The organism is Planktothrix sp. PLAVEN19ND (genome assembly GCF_057220675.1).
On the sequence record NZ_CM170132.1, the window covers coordinates 2,705,276 to 2,721,247 of the forward strand.

The following is a 15,972-nucleotide window of genomic DNA, read 5'->3' on the forward strand; positions in this document are numbered from 1 at the left end:
GCAGATTTTTTAGGTACAGTGAACAACTGAACCTAATAGTCAAATTAGTGCGTGGGTCTTCACCTCGGTTTGAGGGATAACAAACGCTTTGTCCGGTGGTTGTTAAGAAGGAGTTATCAAAACACCTTCGGTTCAACGGATGAAAAACGTATTGTTCTGTAACAAAAGGAAACACTTCTATGCGTCGATTGTTAGCTGCTATTCTGGCCCTGGGCTTGTGGATGACCGTTGTTCCCGCAGCTTCAGCTTATAACCTGGTTCCCTGCTCTGAATCTTCGGTATTTCAGCAACGAGCCAAAACCTCTATCTCTGTTGCGGCTAACCCGGCACAGGCAAAAGCACGCTTTGAACGCTATTCCCAAGAACTCTGCGGAAAAGAAGATGGCTTACCCCATTTAATCGTAGATGGCAGCCTATCCCATGCGGGAGATTTCTTAATTCCTGGGGTTCTGTTCCTGTATATTGCCGGATGGATTGGTTGGGTCGGTCGGTCTTATTTACAATATGCGAGAAAGAGCGAAAACCCCGCAGAAAAAGAAATTATCATCGATGTTCCTGTGGCTCTGACCTATATGTTAAGTGGCTTCCTGTGGCCCTTAGCCGCGTTGAAAGAAATGACCACGGGTGAAATGTACGCCAAAGATGACGAAATCACCGTTTCACCTCGTTAATTACGGAATTCTTAAACAGAGATTTGGGAAGATTTCAGTTGAATTAATCACCTAAATATTCCCAAATTATCCCATAAACAAAGTTTGTTTATGTTCTAATAATCTTTGTGAATTCTGCTTTCTTTTAACAGATTAATTGTTGTTCACACGGTTCTAAACTTAGGAGAAAAACCCCCATGCAGTATTTCCTGAAATATCTTTCAACAGCACCCGTTTTAGCTGCGGCTTTGATGGTTTTTACGGCTGGAGTTTTAATCGAATTTAATCGCTTTTTCCCCGATTTACTGTTCCATCCCCTCTCTTAATCAAACCTGGAGCTAAAAGGGGAACAGGGAACAGGTAATAGGTAATGGGTAATAGGTAATGGGTAATAGCAAGAGTTTACCTCCCCTGCCCCCCTGCCCCCCTGCCCCCCCTGCTCCCCCTGCCTCCTGGCTTTTAACCTCTAAATATATTTTTATCGATGAAATCCTATCTCGCTGCGGCTATTCAAATGACCAGTACACCTTGGCTAGACAAAAATCTAGCGGAGGCAGAAGAATTGATTGATTTAGCAGTTCGTCAGGGGGCAGAGTTAATCAGCTTGCCTGAGAATTTTCCCTTTATGGGCGAAGAAGCCGAGAAAATGGCTCAAGCTGAAACTATTGCTCAAACTACAGAAAAATTTCTTAAAACCATTTCCCAAAAGTTCCAAATTACTCTATTAGCTGGAGGATTTCCAGTTCCTTCGGGTGATGGCAAAGTATATAATACGGCGGTGTTAATTGATGCTAATGGTCAAGAATTAGCCCGTTATCAAAAAGTTCATCTGTTTGATGTTAATTTACCCGATGGTAATACTTATCGGGAATCTAATACGGTGATGGCGGGGACGGTTTTACCTCCGGTTTATCATCATCCAGAGTTGGGCAACCTGGGAATATCGGTCTGTTACGATGTCCGATTTCCAGAACTCTATCGCCATTTATCCGCAAAAGGAGCAGAAATTTTATTTGTCCCAGCAGCTTTTACTGCTTATACAGGTAAGGATCATTGGGAAGTTCTCCTCAAGGCTAGAGCGATTGAAAATACCTGTTATGTGGTCGCACCTGCTCAAACAGGATGTCATTATGGGCGTCGGAATACCCATGGTCATGCAATGATTCTTGACCCTTGGGGGGCGGTTTTAGCCGATGCTGGTGATAAACCAGGGATTGCGATCGCAGAAATTAATCCCACCCGTCTGGAACAAGTTCGTCGCCAAATGCCGAGTCTGCAACATCGGGTATTTATGTGAAATGGGGATCACGGATTTAAGAGGATTTCACGGATTTCACGGATTTTAATCTGTGTTAATCTTGCCAGAATGGTTGTTCATTTCCTACATGGGTTGTATTAGTAGCACTGTAAATATTGCCCTGTAATTCTTGATAATAGTCATCATCTAAGAAATTAACATTAATTCCGGCAATGGCAACCCGACGTTTAAAGTCTTCTTGGGTGTAGTCTCGGCCATCAATTAAGGCTCCTTTCGGATTAGATACTAATAATTCCCCATTCACATAAACCGAATTAATTAAATTTGGCCACCAAGCATACCCACTATAACTAAATAAAGCCGGAATTCTAATAATTTGATCATTTCTGAGATTAAATTCTTTTTTGAGTTGATTAATTAAGGGTTCGATTTTCTGTTTTTGTAAATTCAGATTATGTTGGATTAATAATTGATTATTTAAGGTAGCTCTGACTGTTGTTTGAGTGCTTAATCCGCGATTAATTGCCGCCCCTTCATAACCTTGTTTTTCCAGTTCTTTTAATAGTTTAACTCCTTCCTCTGGACTAGCAATTAACATTAAAGGTTCGCCGGAAGCACTAGGAATAAAATTAATAATTTCATCAACATGACGCAACATCAACCAAGAAGTATCAATGGCAACGGGATCACCTTGAACTTTTTGGGCTTTTAAAAACTCAACAACTTCGGGATTTAAACTAACATTATCAGCTGTGCCATAATAAATTCTTCCCAAAGGATAATCAGGTAAAGCGGGAGTTACGGCTAAATTATTATACCAATCTGCCCATTGATTAAAAGCATCTAATTCCCGAGGTTTACCCACTTCAAACCAGCCAAAATTTTGATTCATTAAAGATTTAGCATAATCATCACTTTCCGCACTTCGGTTTCCTTTTAAAACCACCGGATTTTTCTCTAAACCTTCGGGTTTGGGAAACTGAACATAGCCTATTTCTTGAGTTCCTCGCATCCATAAAGTCGCCCCTGGTGTGACTTTAACCTTTGCCCCAGTCTTTTCAACAATGGTTTTTACATCTTTAATGATAGTTTGATTATCACCGCGATCGCTAATATGAACCTCAGAAACAGGTTCAGTATTATCCGACATAATCCAAGGAGCAACCCCCATAGAAATGCTGTCCGTTGCCACCACAATTCCCTGTTTACGAGCAATGGCTTTTAAATTAACTAAACCCGACCAATTGCTATTAGCAAATTGTTTCGCTTCCACTCCTAAAACAATATCTGAACCAAATTCTAAAGGCGTTGTACCCGATAAATCAATAGCTTTCCATCCCGTTGAAGTTTGTTGGAAAATATTAATATAGGGTTGCGCAGCTTGATCAATGGTGAGCAATAATTCAGAACCTTTATACTCTGGATCAACTTTAAAATGAACTAAAGCCAAATCCTTTTCATCTTCAGCCCCATTAACTGTTTTATCTCGCCAATCGGGTAATCCATTAATATCATCATCATCATTATTAAATAATATTAACGGCCCTAGGGATAAAGACCATTGTTCCGGGCGTTGTTGATCTTGTTCATTCACAATACCATCTCGGTTTGTATCTCCATAGAGTTTAAACCCGGGAAATTGAGGATTTGCAACGGAAACGGTCGAAATTGTTTGCGGTTTTTCTGGTTGTTGTTGTTGGGATTGTTGGATTAAGGCGCGTTGATAGGTAGCGATCGCTAAATAACCCTGATATTCTACGGTTTTATCAATAGCTTTAGAACTCAGAAAAGACTCTCTAGGAATTTTCCGTAGGGTATCAATAGCTTGAATCCATAATTGTTGTGCAGTTTCCCAATCTTCTATTGTATTAGTTTCAGATTGTTTACCAAAATTTGCCGCTTGAGTGGCTATTTTTATTACCTGATTCCAAGTTTCCAGGGTTTTTTCTTCAAATTTAATTTGAGCTTCAACTTGGCGATTAGCTTTAACTAAAGTTTCGTATTGTTTCAGTTGCAGTTGATATTGCCAAACTTCTAAATTACTATTAATATCAGGAGGACTAGAAACTTTCTTCAATTCAGCTTTAATCAAATCTTGTAATTGATATAATTCGGCTAAGGATTGGGGTGTAACTTCTGTGGTTTCTGTGTTATAACTGCCCGGAGTACCTGCTTCAAATCCTTGCAGTTGCACGCCGGAGTCATTAATCCGATACTCTAAATTGAGATCCGTTGGTGAAGATTGGGCTAAAGTTGAAGGGGCAGGAACTAGGATAATTCCAACAACTACACCCAAAGCATTAATTAAAGCAACAGCAATGTAGCGCATCCAATTCATGGTCAACCTCAGACATCCTGATTGATTGTACCTGAAATTGGCTAACTGTAGATCAGATATCCCTCAATCCTTTTTAAAAAGGCAGATTTTAAAATTCTTAATGGTAGGGGCGAGGTCTTCTCGCCCTCTTAATATCCTGAATCTGACAACCCTTTATCCAATTCCCAATAAAGGATCACTAATATTAATAATAGAAATACTATTTTTAACAGTATTAACATCGGTAATATTAGCCACCAGACCAAAAATATTTCCGGTTGTCGTTTGACGAATAATTATTCCCTGAGATATTCCAGTTGCTAGTTGTAAATTAGCAGTTTGATCAAATGTTTCTAGGGTTAATTCTTGTGAATTTAAACTAGCAATAATCACAATTTTATCCCCTTCTGTGGGGTTAAAATCCGTAATGAAATCGGCTTCTGTGGCGTTAACCGGAACTTCGGAAGCATTTGCACCTAAAATAAAAGTATCAGCATCAGTGCCGCCTGTCAGGATATCAAAGTCTAAATCACCGATTAAAATATCCCGTCCCGCACTACCTTCTAAAATATCTTTTCCTTTCCCGCCTCTTAATAAGTCATTTCCATCACCTCCCATTAAGAAATCATCCTCACGATTGCCATTAATAATATCATTTCCCCCATCGCCATTAAGAGTATCATTTCCCTGACCGCCTCGGAGTAAATCAATGCCTTCGGCACCGGATAATTGATCATTTCCGGTATTACCATTCATAACATCAGTTTGATTAGAAACCCACTAAAATATCATCCCCAGCTAAAGCCAAAATACCCCCCGGATATTCCCTTGTCCATTCGGGCAAAACTAACCCGGTGGGTGGCTGTGAAATATTAAAATAATTGGCGGGTGCTAAGATATCAATATCATCGGTTAAAACAAACAGTTGAGCAGATTTTCCCGATAATTCGGTTAAGGTTTTATAACTGCTTAAAATATTAATATCTTCGAGAATTAGACTCGGTTTCACTTCCAAAGTAGGGGCGGTACTTAGGGTAATTTGGGGGTTTTGTTCTAATAATTTATTAACCCAAGGTTCCGCAATGGGTAGAATGGTGTTAAATAAGGGTTCATACTGGGGAAAGAAGGTGAAAATAACGGGTTTAGCAATGGGAAAAATGACATTGCTAATGAAGTTAATAATTTTGTTAAACATAGGGAAAAATTTTTAAGTGAAAATCATTAGTTATTCTTTTTGATTTTGCACTTTCATTTGTGATCATTCAGGATAGTTTTTTCAGCTTTACCCTCTCTGACAAAAACTCAACACGCCCAACCATTAAATAAACGGAAAAACCCCCATCGGCGCGGAAAATCTTGCCGGGGGTTTTACTTGTATGAAATAATTATTTCAATTAATTTTTACTAAAATCGAATCTTTTTCCACCTTGGCAATATAGGTGGGGAGAGGTTTATCAGCCGGGCCTTGTAGCACCTTACCATCCCCGGCAAATTTGGAGTCATGACAGGGACAAACAAAGACGTTTTGGTCTTTCTCCCAGGTCACGGCACAACCCGCATGGGGGCAAATGGGATTCACGGCCCGCACCTGATTACTATTGGTAGGATCTGGAATTACTAACACCTTCCCCGACCCCGTTGTTTCCGCTAGAAGTTGCCCTTTAGCACTCAGATCGGAAACAGTCCCAACAGCCACAAAGCCATCACTGCGGGGGGAATTGACGGTCGGATTTTCCTTTGTCCCCGAGCTACAGGCGGCGATCGCCAACGGCATCATACTGCCTACACCCACTAAACCGACAAATTCTCGACGTTTCATAAAAATACCTCTTTGATCAGTCAATTGGCTTAAATTACCGACTCATAAGCTTGACCAGAGGTTACACTAGGACAACTGGCTGTATCCGCTTCATTAACTACGGTTTCACCAGAAACTTTACAGACGTAGAAAGGGGTAGCCTCGCGCCAAGCGGTTAAATTCTCAGACGCTTCTGTGTAGAGTTTAGCGTGTTGAGTTTCGGCCGCCAGCGCATAGTTGAGGCTTTTCAAAGCAGCCTCAAGAAAATTAAGGGGAAAGATATTAATAATCTGAACTAATTTCAACAGTAGAACCAGAAGGGGGAAGAAATTGGGGTAGATGGAAAAAAAATTCACACAATGGGTAAACGAACTTGAAAACAACTACCAACCCCCAATTGACTACTCACCGTAATCTCTCCACGATGCTGTTGGGCAATGGTTTGAGCGATCACCAGTCCCAAACCAGTCCCCCCAACCCGTCGAGATCGGGCGCGATCTGCTCGCCAGAATCGATCAAAGACAAATTTCAAATCTTCCGGGGCAATGCCAATGCCTGTATCGGTAATTGCGATCGCCACTGCATGATCTATTTTCTTCGCTGTTTGTCGGTCAGAACTTGCTCTAAGGCTTCAGCAATTTGCTCATCGTCTTCTACTAAGTAGGTAGGCTGTATAAAACCTCCCTATGTAAACGATTGTAAATCGTTCTAACGCTCTATCATGGCTGATCTAAGGATTTTTTACATATTGTTACATGGAAAAGTTTGATCCCGCCTACCTACTTAATAAGATTTTCATTATTAACTTCAGCAGGATCTGCCTATGTCTTCTTTATTTCTATGTTTTCGTCTTGACTAAACCATAATAACCGAATTCCTAATACCGCAAAACCGATGGCGGCGGCAATTTTAACTAGACGAGTGGGTAAAACTTCTGCAACCCATTGTCCCACTATCACACCGAGGAAACTGGCTAATAATAGGGCGGTGGCTGTACCAAAAAAGATAGCCCGGGGGGATTTGCTAGTCCCACTCAAAGCGATCGCCGCCACTTGACTTTTATCCCCTAATTCTGATAGAAAAACCGTGATAAAAGTCAATCCTAATAGTTGAAAATCCATAGATTTAATTATCACTAATTTAGTGTAAAACTTCCCAAAACAATAGCACCGAAATCAATAATAAACTGCTACCCGCAGCCAGTTCTAAGGTTCGGGGTGAAATCCGAGAAGCTAACCATTGTCCGACTAAAACCCCTAAGAAACTGGTTAAAACTAATGCACTTCCCGCTCCGGCAAAAACGATCCAAGGATTACGAGATTCTGCTGTCATTAATAAAGTGGTCAGTTGAGTTTTATCTCCAATTTCAGCTAAAAAAATAGTAATGAATGTGGAGACAAAAATTTTCCAAGTATTAGCTTTTACCGAATGTTGCTGTTGATTCGTGATGCGCAGCGGCGCGGCTGGCGCCATCGCCGATAGTTTACTAGCGGGGTCTTCCTGAACTTCAACAAGGGTTTGGGGTGAACTCATTGGTTGACGGTTGGGGTAATATTAAAACTATATCATAATCTTTTCATATTTTACCCCATCCGGCAATAAAAAACTGGGAAAGTCCCTAGAATTCATACCCGACGGTTTGATTAAAACGCTCCATTTCCGGGGAATCATCCCCATAGATGCCTTCAATTTGTTGTTGACAACAATCAATGGCAAAATCGTTTAATTCTGACGCTTCAATTCCATATAATTCCTGAAAAACATCGGATTCTACCCGACAAAATCGAGGGCGCTGATCATAAATTTTGCATTCTTTAGTTTCAGAATCAAAATTAATACACCATCCATCTTCTCCAACTAAACTTAAATATAATTGTAAGTCTTGCGGGGCTAAATATTGATCTAATTCAGGGCGTTCACTGGGGTCGAGATGACAGCACGCCCCACATTGTTTGATACAAAGCCAAGTGGTCATAATTCTGGATTAGCAGTTTTTAAATCAGTTGTTTCTGGTTGAGGATTAACCGATGGAGGAGAACTTATTTCCTCAGATTCCGTTGTTTCTGAAGGAGTTTCAATTTCTGCAATTGTCATCCCTTCTTCAACACTTTCTGATTCTAAAGTATTAGTTTCAGAGGATATTTCTCCTATCACAGATTCCTGAATTTCCTCAATAATAGGATTAACCTGTTCTGTGATCGTTTCCACAACAACTTCAACCTGGGGAGTCACAATTTGTTCAAAGGGTGAAGGAGAAGATTTTTCAACTTCTTCTAGGATTTCTGGCTCACTAACCGCAGTTTCTGGGGTGAATTCCCCCTCAACAGCTATTGTTTCCCGATCCTCAAATTCAGCAAACTCATCCTTAGTCACCGTCTGACTGTCTTCTACAACCGTGGAAGCCGGGGGAACGGGGGTGGGTTCTGGGGATTTCGGCTGACTGGGAGTTTTAGGGGTTTTTGGCTTTTTATTGAATAAACCTGTTAAATTACTGACCAAACCCGATAGGGTTCCGGCGATCGCCGGGATAGATTTTTGAGGTTTAGAATCGGTTTTTGCAGTCTTGACCTTGGGAGTAACTCCAGGTTTTTCTGCTTTGACCTTGGGTGTTTCTACCTGGGTGTCTGAAGTTGGGGGAGTAATCGATGGTGTTGCTTCAACTTCAGGAAGACTCTGTTCTTGGGTGATCAGGGAGATCGGCGGTTCCTCTACAATTTCTGGGGATGGGGAAATAATTTCTGGTTCGGGTTGTTCCTTGGTTTCTACAGGGGTCTCAGGAATCACTGAGTTGTTCTCAGACACGGGTTCGGGAGCAGTAACAATATCCTGTACGGGTTTGGGAAAAATTACCGGGGACTGACCACTGAGAAAGCCATTCAGTTTTTGTTTCACCTTCGCTGGAACCGGGGTTTGTTCAGTCACGGGGGTTGCTGATCGTCGTAGGGTCAGAACCTCCCATCCCAACCAAACCAACAGGGACACACTCGCCACCTGACCTAACAGCACGGCTCCGGTAATCCGTCCCGCACAAGCCCACAGAATTAGTCCATAAAACAATCCGACTCCACTCCAGACGAAATCACTTTTGCGGTGCACTTCTGGAAAGAAGAAGGCAGCCATATAAAGGCCAAAACTTGCTAAACCCACTGCGATCGCTAGAATATATGCCAGCATTTTTCCCTCTCACTCTATCAAAAAACCTCTATTCCGTTATTTTACCGTTAACGGTTGACGGTTAGCCGTTGAGATTTTGACTATTGGCTGTTGACGGTTTGTGATTCAGATCATAATTTAATGTGAATTTTATCACCTATCAACATTGTAGGGAATCATACGGAAAAGAAACATCGTCTAATTAATATATATATATCTACGATTTAAGGGTGCGGCTAGAAATTGTTTGATGGGGAGTTGATTATGTTAGAAAAATTATTGTTGGCGGCTTTTATTACGTTGTCTCTACATTTGCAAGTAAGTGTGAACTGGTTCGGCTCTAAACCATTATCCTCAATGGGAGTAGCCTCTCAAATGCAAGTGGAAAAAATTGTTCTGTCTCCAGACGTGATCGAGTAGATTTGGCTAACCTAGGCTATTTTAGGGACTAAACAATCCCTCTATCCTGTAGATAGAGGTTCCCTAAAAATCGAGTTTTCTTTTATGAAACTTTTCTCATCAAGATTTCATTTCTAGCTTACCCTAAATCGTTTCAGATTTTCCCTCACAAATCCTGATTTCCCATTGTCCACTCCCTCTTGCTATAATAAAATTCATAAATTTTTACTCCAAATTCCTCCGTTTTTCAGCCGATCTAAACAGATTCAGAAGCGGGGTTTTGTAAAATAGTGATTAAGGATTTGATAAAACTGGCTAGGGGAACTGCAATAATTAATCCGAGAAATCCGGCAATTCTAGCACCAATTAAGAGAGAAAGTAAAATTAAAACTGGGTTTAACCCGGTAAATCCTCCTAATAACCGAGGCGCAATACCATTTTCGATAATTTGATCGACAATAATTGCTGTAATTAAAACTTTTACCCCTAACCAAATACTATTCAAAGCCACTAAAAAGCAGATTAAACCAATTCCTAAACTGGCTCCGAAGGGAAATAAAGCCATTACCCCAATTACCATGCCAAATAGTAACCCAAAGGGAACTTGAATGATCACAAATGCTAAAGTCATCAGTATTCCTATCAGTGAGGCGACGGAGGCTTGACCAATTAAATAATTCTTAAAGTTTTTTTTGAGTGCTAGACGAATAGGAGTGCGAATTCGGACTGGAAAGAGTTTATATAAATCGTCCCAAAGCTGATCTCCATGCAACAATAGATAAAAGGTCATGGCGACCGTAATAACTAGATCTAATACTCGACCAAAAACCGTTAGTACCCCTCCAATTACATCTCCGCCTAGACTCTGAACTTGACTCGATAATTTTTCTAAAAGCTGAGAGGTGACTCCTCCAATATTCACTGGAATATGACGACTCATGGCCCAAGATTCTAGGGTTTTAACTTGTTGAATTCCTGATTCAATCCAACTGGGAAGACGTTCTATTAAAGTATTAAACTGTTGGAGAATCATGGGGATGAGGGTAATCCCTAAAATGATGAAAATAATTAATGTGATCAATAAAACCCCTAAAATTGCGATTGTCCGTTTGAATCCATAGCGTTGTAATCGTTGTACGGGATAATCTAAAAGAAATGATAATAGGGTAGCGGTGACAAAAATATTGATAATTGATTTAAAGTATTCTAACGTTAGTAATAATAGCCAACCATTTAAAACTAAGGCCGGAATTGCTGAGGCTATGACTAATAATCGGAGCCACGAGTTTTTAGTATTCATATAGGGTTTAACCATTGTTAATCTGATCCGTTGGGCCGGGACTTGACAAAAAACCCTGGTCGGGCTATTATATATTTACTGGTCTGCCGTTCGCGCCTAACCTTGACTAATTAATCAATAATTTTACTATCACCCAGTTCAGTGTCGCCAACTTCTTTGTGTTTTCCTGTCCTTGGGGTTAGGCCATAGTTTTTGCTAAAGCTGCTAACGGTAAACCCGGAGGATAAATTCCTTCTTCCTTAATTCGCCGAATATTAGCATCTGGAATGGGAACTTTCAGATAGTTAGCCACCGAGCGTACCACATCCCCCCGATCAATAATACCTGCTATGGCGACCGCCGGAGATAATACCGTAATTCGACGTAATTCTTGGTCTTCCATCAGATTAATTACCTCCACCAATGAGGCTTTTTCTGATACCGTAATCAGTTCATTTAGAGGTTGCAGAATTTGATTTAAAGTTTGACTTTCCCATTGACTGCGTTCAACCACTCGCAACGCTTCCACGGAAACCAACCCCCGATAACGACCATTAGAAGATGCAAAATACACCGGAATGCTCTCAACCCCAATTAAATATTCATCGGCGAATTGACGTAAACTCAAATCCGCATCCACCACTCGAAATTCCCGGGTCATAGCGTCCCCAGCTTTAATATTAACTAAAGCTTCTTGTAGATCGGTGATTCGATTATAGGAAGTGGCATTTTGTAAGACAAACCAACCGATTAAAGCAATCCATAACCCGCCATAACTTCTGGCTAAAAAAACCGAAGATAAGCCCAAAGAAATGGCTAAAATGCCTAAAAACTGTCCTGTTCGTGCCGCCCAACGTACCCCGGTTAAGCGATTTCCAGTAATTTTCCAAACCGTTGCTTTAAGCACCTGTCCCCCATCGAGGGGTAAGCCAGGAATTAAATTAAAGATTCCTAAAACTAAATTAATTCGGGCTAATTCCCCAACTACGGAATAAATTAAACTGGAACTGGGTAAGAGTTGAGCAACAAGATTCAGAATAAAAAATAAGCTAAAACTTACCAGAGGGCCAGCGATCGCCACTTGAAACGCTTGACCGGGGGTTTTTGATTCCTTATCAATAGCAGCCACTCCCCCAAACAAAAACAGAGTAATCGAGTTGACTCGAATTCCCTGGGATTGGGCGACCAAACTATGGCCTAGCTCATGGAGTAACACCGAAGCAAATAACAAGAGTGCAATAGCTAACCCAGCAACCCAAGATAAAGTTTGCCCCCACTCCAAATAACTCTGGCGATTGGCAACCGTAAACAGCACAACAATCACCAACCAAGAAGAATCAACAAAGAAGGGAATTCCAAATAACGATCCAATCCGCCAACCTGCCTGCATGAGATGTCTTTGACTCCGTTTATTTCATTGTAACGGTCTGATGTCTGTGATCATCGACCCCGGCCAAAAAATAGTCTGGAAAATTGCGACAGCCTTTACGGTATGATTGGGGTCAATAGAAACATCTATCTAGTCAAACTTTAGCCTGGTTTGGGCGATGCCATTGTTAGGAGGAACAAAGTAAGTGATTAAGGTCGCAATCAACGGTTTTGGAAGAATTGGACGTAACGTTTTACGCTGCTGGTTAACCCGGCAAAATAGCAATTTAGAGTTTGTGGGCATCAATGATACTTCTGATCCGAGTACCAATGCTCATTTGCTGAAATACGATTCCATGCTCGGCACACTCAAAGGCGTTGATATCAAAGCCGATGAGAATTCCATTACCGTCAATGGCAAAACCATTAAGTGTGTTTCCGATCGTAACCCATTAAATCTGCCTTGGAAAGAATGGGGTGTGGATTTAATTATTGAATCCACCGGGGTCTTTATTACCGAGGAAGGTGCTTCTAAGCATATTACCGCCGGAGCCCAAAAAGTCCTGATTACGGCTCCTGGAAAGGGAGAAGGCGTAGATACCTTTGTGGTAGGTGTGAATCACCATGACTACAATCATGATCAACACCGGATTCTGAGTAATGCCAGTTGTACCACCAACTGTTTAGCTCCCTTTGCCAAAGTGCTGCATGAAAAATTCGGCATTGTCAAAGGCACAATGACCACAACCCACAGTTACACCGGAGATCAGCGTCTGTTAGATGCCAGCCACCGGGATGTGCGTCGGGCCAGAGCCGCGGCGGTGAATATTGTTCCGACTTCCACGGGTGCTGCAAAGGCCGTTGCTTTAGTGATTCCTGAACTGAAAGGAAAACTCAACGGGATTGCTTTCCGGGTTCCGACTCCTAATGTCTCGATTGTGGATTTAGTGGTGCAGGTAGAGAAGGCAACCTTTGTTGAAGAAGTGAATTTAGCTCTGAAAGAAGCTGCTGACGGCCCCATGAAAGGGATTCTGGAATATAGCGATCTGCCTTTGGTGTCTTCTGACTACAAGGGACATGATGCTTCTTCGATTGTGGATGCCAGCTTAACAATGGTGATGGGTGGCGACATGGTGAAAGTGGTCGCCTGGTATGACAACGAATGGGGTTATAGTCAACGGGTGGTTGATTTAGCCGAATTGGTGGCTTCCAATTGGAAAGCCTAGATTTAATTGGGACGCCGTAAGTCCCCCACTGAATTTGGTAATCCGAATCAGTGGTGGGATATAAGGCAGGTGATAACGATTGCATCTAGTATGGCTTTTTTGCTAGGCAAAAACAAATGCTGGATGTAATCCGAATCACCAATTATTTGATTGAGCTAGTTCACCACAATATCAATTGGCGTTAAAGTATTGTTATCGCCCGAGGTGATGCTGAGTGTTACACAAAGTTGTCCAAGTCCGTTTATATCCATCAAAAGAACAAGAAATACAACTAGCTCAAACATTTGGTTGCGCCCGTTGGTGGTGGAATTATGCTCTGAACAAATCTATTGAGACTTATAAGGAGACGGGTAAAGGACTTGGGCGTGCAGCACTCAACGCATTTCTCCCCCCACTCAAAAAAGCTGAAGATACGGTATGGTTAGCCGACTGTTATAGCCAAGTTTTACAAGCTACAACACTTAATCTAACTACAGCATACAAAAACTTTTTTGAGAAACGTGCCGGATTTCCTAAGTTCAAATCTAAGCAGGGCAAACAGTCAATTCAATACCCTCAAAACGTCAAAATTGTCGATGGTAATGTCAAACTTCCTGGCAATATTGGGATAATCAAAGCCAACATACATAGACCAATTGAAGGGAAAATCAAGACTGTAACTGTTAGTAGAACACCATCAGGCAAATATTTAGCATCTATCCTGACAGAAGTAGAAGGGGAAAACCCTACTGTTTCAGAAGGTAAAATCTATGGTATTGATTTAGGAATCAAACACTTTGCAGTTGTAACTGATGGCGAAAAGGTTTCTAAATACGATAATCCTAAACACCTTGCTAAACATGAGAAAAATCTCAAACGCAAACAGAAGAAATTAGCGCGTAAACAAAAGGGGAGTAAATCCAGAAATAAATATCGTCAAGTTGTTGCCGCATTATACGAACGAGTTAGTAATTCCCGGCAAGATTTTTTACATAAACTTAGTCATAAGTTGGTCAGCGATAGCCAAGCTGTTATAGTAGAGAATCTTCATGTCAAAGGCATGGTTCGTAATCACAATTTGGCAAAAGCAATTTCTGATTGTGGATGGGGAACTTTCACTAATTTCTTAGCCTATAAACTAGAACGAAAAGGTGGGAAGTTAGTCGAGATTGATAGATGGTTTCCCAGTTCTAAACTCTGTTCTAATTGTTTCTATCAAGTCAGTGAGATGCCGTTGGATGTTCGTGAATGGACTTGTCCTGATTGTGGCACTGATCATGACCGTGATGAAAACGCAGCGAGCAATATTAGAGCAGGGGGTATCAGAATACTTGCATTGAGCGCAGTCGAAATGCTAAAGACGGATGGTTCAGCCGTTTCTGCTGTAGGAGGGGATGTCAGACCCCATCTTGGGCGAAAGCCTAAGTTGCGGCATTCCCCTGTGAGTACAGAAGCCGACACTGTACTTGGTACTCCAAGTCAGTGTGGGTAGTTCACCTCCCTGTTATCGGTGAAAAGTGCTGAAACCCTCGACTCAAGGATAGTTTTTCAACGGTTGAGGGTTCAGCATTATCCATTAATAAAATATCTGGGTTAGCAGTAATTTCTCCAATAATAGCGGCGGTGGTTCCTAATTGTTGCATCAGGATTTGGGCTCCATCCGCAGCCACAGACAACACCAGTTGAAAGTCTTCACCCCCATACAAAGCCCAATAAACAGCCTGTTGCGGAGAAACAAAGGTTTTTAAGGCTTGAGAAATCGGAATTTGAGGACGTTGTATTTTAGCCCCGACCTGACTTCCTCGACAAATTTGGACAATCGCATCGGCCAGTCCATCGCTACTATCCATTCCCGCAATTATGGTGTCAGGATGGGAGGCTAACCAGCTTTGCAATTTCGGGACAATATCCAGACGGGGTTGGGGCCGTTGATGGGCTTGGATTAAGGATAAACGCTGATCAGAAGTTAATTCGGTTCCTAATTCGGGATGTAGGAGTAATTCTAATCCAGCCCGGGAGTCGCCATGATCTCCAGTCACGATGATTCTATCCCCAGGACGGGCAACCGAACGCCGAATGGCTAATTTTGGGTTAACCCTTCCCAACGCCGTAATAGAAATACAAGTTACCGCCGACCGACAAATATCCCCGCCCACAATGGGGGTCTGATATTGATTTAAACAGGTGGTTAATCCTTGATAAAGTTGTTCTACCCAGCTAACGGTTTTGTTGCCCGTGATCCCTAAAGCAACGGTAATTCCGATGGGAAAAGCACCCATAGCCGCCAGGTCGGATAGGTTAACCGCAGCCCCACGCCAACCGACATCAAATGGTGATGTGGTGCGATCGCTAAAATGCACTTCATCCACTAACATATCCGTGGTAATTACTAAGGATTCATCCCCAGAAACCGCCAAAATTGCCGCATCATCCCCCACCATTTCCGAGGGACAAAAACCCTTAACAATTTCCAGTAAACCCTGTTCTCCAATATCTTTAATTAGCATCGTAAATCAGTTATCAGTTATCAGTTGTAGGGGCGGGT

General features: G+C 41.7%; 19 protein-coding genes. 6 read left to right on the forward strand and 13 right to left on the reverse strand.

What is annotated here, in order from left to right:
- The first annotated feature begins 179 nt into the window (after positions 1-179).
- From AC2D3N_RS11830 to AC2D3N_RS11840, 3 genes are all read left to right on the forward strand, one after another.
- Entirely contained in the window at positions 180-671 is a 492-nt protein-coding gene (locus AC2D3N_RS11830) for a Photosystem I reaction center subunit III (protein WP_079677776.1), read from the forward strand.
- 176 nt (positions 672-847) lie between these two features.
- On the forward strand, positions 848-976 hold the full coding sequence (psaJ, locus tag AC2D3N_RS11835) for a photosystem I reaction center subunit IX (RefSeq protein ID WP_026795751.1): 129 nt from the start codon (positions 848-850) through the stop codon (positions 974-976).
- A gap of 158 nt (positions 977-1,134) precedes the next feature.
- A complete protein-coding gene (locus AC2D3N_RS11840) occupies positions 1,135-1,947 on the forward strand; it encodes a carbon-nitrogen hydrolase family protein (RefSeq protein ID WP_079677777.1) in 813 nt (270 codons plus the stop codon).
- A 55-nt stretch (positions 1,948-2,002) separates the two neighbouring features.
- Here the strand turns inward: AC2D3N_RS11840 and AC2D3N_RS11845 are convergent, their stop codons facing one another.
- From AC2D3N_RS11845 to AC2D3N_RS11890, 10 genes are all read right to left on the reverse strand, one after another.
- A complete protein-coding gene (locus AC2D3N_RS11845) occupies positions 2,003-4,246 on the reverse strand; it encodes a protein-arginine deiminase family protein (RefSeq protein ID WP_484693675.1) in 2,244 nt (747 codons plus the stop codon).
- 153 nt (positions 4,247-4,399) lie between these two features.
- Complete coding sequence (locus AC2D3N_RS11850; protein ID WP_484693676.1) at positions 4,400-4,981, reverse strand: calcium-binding protein; 582 nt, start codon at positions 4,979-4,981, stop codon at positions 4,400-4,402.
- 13 nt (positions 4,982-4,994) lie between these two features.
- Positions 4,995-5,420, reverse strand: coding sequence for a hypothetical protein (locus AC2D3N_RS11855; protein WP_484693677.1), 426 nt, complete (start codon positions 5,418-5,420; stop codon positions 4,995-4,997).
- Positions 5,421-5,615: 195 nt separating this feature from the next.
- Positions 5,616-6,044: a QcrA and Rieske domain-containing protein gene (locus AC2D3N_RS11860; RefSeq protein ID WP_484693678.1), complete on the reverse strand. Its 429-nt coding sequence runs from the start codon at positions 6,042-6,044 to the stop codon at positions 5,616-5,618.
- Between the two features lie 29 nt (positions 6,045-6,073).
- Positions 6,074-6,274 (reverse strand): hypothetical protein, encoded by a 201-nt coding sequence (locus AC2D3N_RS11865; protein ID WP_484693679.1) that lies wholly within the window; start codon positions 6,272-6,274, stop codon positions 6,074-6,076.
- 101 nt (positions 6,275-6,375) lie between these two features.
- Positions 6,376-6,603 carry a sensor histidine kinase gene (locus AC2D3N_RS11870; RefSeq protein ID WP_484693680.1) on the reverse strand — a complete coding sequence of 76 codons (228 nt, stop codon included), beginning with the start codon at positions 6,601-6,603 and terminating at the stop codon, positions 6,376-6,378.
- Between the two features lie 241 nt (positions 6,604-6,844).
- Complete coding sequence (locus tag AC2D3N_RS11875; protein WP_484693681.1) at positions 6,845-7,144, reverse strand: TMEM165/GDT1 family protein; 300 nt, start codon at positions 7,142-7,144, stop codon at positions 6,845-6,847.
- 19 nt (positions 7,145-7,163) lie between these two features.
- Positions 7,164-7,496, reverse strand: coding sequence for a TMEM165/GDT1 family protein (locus AC2D3N_RS11880; RefSeq protein WP_484693756.1), 333 nt, complete (start codon positions 7,494-7,496; stop codon positions 7,164-7,166).
- A gap of 145 nt (positions 7,497-7,641) precedes the next feature.
- On the reverse strand, positions 7,642-7,998 hold the full coding sequence (locus AC2D3N_RS11885; RefSeq protein WP_079677786.1) for a YkgJ family cysteine cluster protein: 357 nt from the start codon (positions 7,996-7,998) through the stop codon (positions 7,642-7,644).
- Positions 7,995-9,197, reverse strand: coding sequence for a Ycf66 family protein (locus AC2D3N_RS11890; RefSeq protein ID WP_484693682.1), 1,203 nt, complete (start codon positions 9,195-9,197; stop codon positions 7,995-7,997). The genes AC2D3N_RS11885 and AC2D3N_RS11890 overlap by 4 nt, the downstream gene beginning before the upstream one ends.
- Before the next feature lie 243 nt (positions 9,198-9,440).
- Between AC2D3N_RS11890 and AC2D3N_RS11895 the strand changes: the two genes are divergently transcribed.
- Complete coding sequence (locus tag AC2D3N_RS11895) at positions 9,441-9,596, forward strand: hypothetical protein (protein WP_159451518.1); 156 nt, start codon at positions 9,441-9,443, stop codon at positions 9,594-9,596.
- 235 nt (positions 9,597-9,831) lie between these two features.
- Here AC2D3N_RS11895 and AC2D3N_RS11900 read toward each other — a convergent pair whose 3' ends face one another.
- Complete coding sequence (locus tag AC2D3N_RS11900; RefSeq protein WP_234996627.1) at positions 9,832-10,890, reverse strand: AI-2E family transporter; 1,059 nt, start codon at positions 10,888-10,890, stop codon at positions 9,832-9,834.
- 163 nt (positions 10,891-11,053) lie between these two features.
- Positions 11,054-12,244 (reverse strand): site-2 protease family protein, encoded by a 1,191-nt coding sequence (locus tag AC2D3N_RS11905; RefSeq protein ID WP_484693683.1) that lies wholly within the window; start codon positions 12,242-12,244, stop codon positions 11,054-11,056.
- Between the two features lie 184 nt (positions 12,245-12,428).
- Here AC2D3N_RS11905 and AC2D3N_RS11910 point away from each other — a divergent pair, with 184 nt between their 5' ends.
- A complete protein-coding gene (locus AC2D3N_RS11910; protein ID WP_079677789.1) occupies positions 12,429-13,448 on the forward strand; it encodes a type I glyceraldehyde-3-phosphate dehydrogenase in 1,020 nt (339 codons plus the stop codon).
- 214 nt (positions 13,449-13,662) lie between these two features.
- A complete protein-coding gene (locus AC2D3N_RS11915) occupies positions 13,663-14,919 on the forward strand; it encodes an RNA-guided endonuclease InsQ/TnpB family protein (protein WP_484693684.1) in 1,257 nt (418 codons plus the stop codon).
- A 1-nt stretch (position 14,920) separates the two neighbouring features.
- On the opposite strand, the gene thiL is transcribed toward AC2D3N_RS11915, so the two are convergent.
- Positions 14,921-15,934 carry a thiamine-phosphate kinase gene (thiL, locus tag AC2D3N_RS11920; protein WP_484693685.1) on the reverse strand — a complete coding sequence of 338 codons (1,014 nt, stop codon included), beginning with the start codon at positions 15,932-15,934 and terminating at the stop codon, positions 14,921-14,923.
- Positions 15,935-15,972: the final 38 nt, after the last annotated feature.

Excerpts from the sequence above, each read along its gene's own strand:
- AC2D3N_RS11830 (WP_079677776.1), top strand. The coding sequence starts at position 180 with ATGCGTCGATTGTTAGCTGCTATTCTGGCCCTGGGCTTGTGGATGACC.
- psaJ (WP_026795751.1), top strand. The coding sequence starts at position 848 with ATGCAGTATTTCCTGAAATATCTTTCAACAGCACCCGTTTTAGCTGCG.
- AC2D3N_RS11840 (WP_079677777.1), top strand. The coding sequence starts at position 1,135 with ATGAAATCCTATCTCGCTGCGGCTATTCAAATGACCAGTACACCTTGG.
- AC2D3N_RS11845 (WP_484693675.1), bottom strand. The coding sequence starts at position 4,246 with ATGAATTGGATGCGCTACATTGCTGTTGCTTTAATTAATGCTTTGGGT.
- AC2D3N_RS11850 (WP_484693676.1), bottom strand. The coding sequence starts at position 4,981 with ATGAATGGTAATACCGGAAATGATCAATTATCCGGTGCCGAAGGCATT.
- AC2D3N_RS11855 (WP_484693677.1), bottom strand. The coding sequence starts at position 5,420 with ATGTTTAACAAAATTATTAACTTCATTAGCAATGTCATTTTTCCCATT.
- AC2D3N_RS11860 (WP_484693678.1), bottom strand. The coding sequence starts at position 6,044 with ATGAAACGTCGAGAATTTGTCGGTTTAGTGGGTGTAGGCAGTATGATG.
- AC2D3N_RS11875 (WP_484693681.1), bottom strand. The coding sequence starts at position 7,144 with ATGGATTTTCAACTATTAGGATTGACTTTTATCACGGTTTTTCTATCA.
- AC2D3N_RS11880 (WP_484693756.1), bottom strand. The coding sequence starts at position 7,496 with ATGGCGCCAGCCGCGCCGCTGCGCATCACGAATCAACAGCAACATTCG.
- AC2D3N_RS11885 (WP_079677786.1), bottom strand. The coding sequence starts at position 7,998 with ATGACCACTTGGCTTTGTATCAAACAATGTGGGGCGTGCTGTCATCTC.
- AC2D3N_RS11890 (WP_484693682.1), bottom strand. The coding sequence starts at position 9,197 with ATGCTGGCATATATTCTAGCGATCGCAGTGGGTTTAGCAAGTTTTGGC.
- AC2D3N_RS11895 (WP_159451518.1), top strand. The coding sequence starts at position 9,441 with ATGTTAGAAAAATTATTGTTGGCGGCTTTTATTACGTTGTCTCTACAT.
- AC2D3N_RS11900 (WP_234996627.1), bottom strand. The coding sequence starts at position 10,890 with ATGGTTAAACCCTATATGAATACTAAAAACTCGTGGCTCCGATTATTA.
- AC2D3N_RS11905 (WP_484693683.1), bottom strand. The coding sequence starts at position 12,244 with ATGCAGGCAGGTTGGCGGATTGGATCGTTATTTGGAATTCCCTTCTTT.
- thiL (WP_484693685.1), bottom strand. The coding sequence starts at position 15,934 with ATGCTAATTAAAGATATTGGAGAACAGGGTTTACTGGAAATTGTTAAG.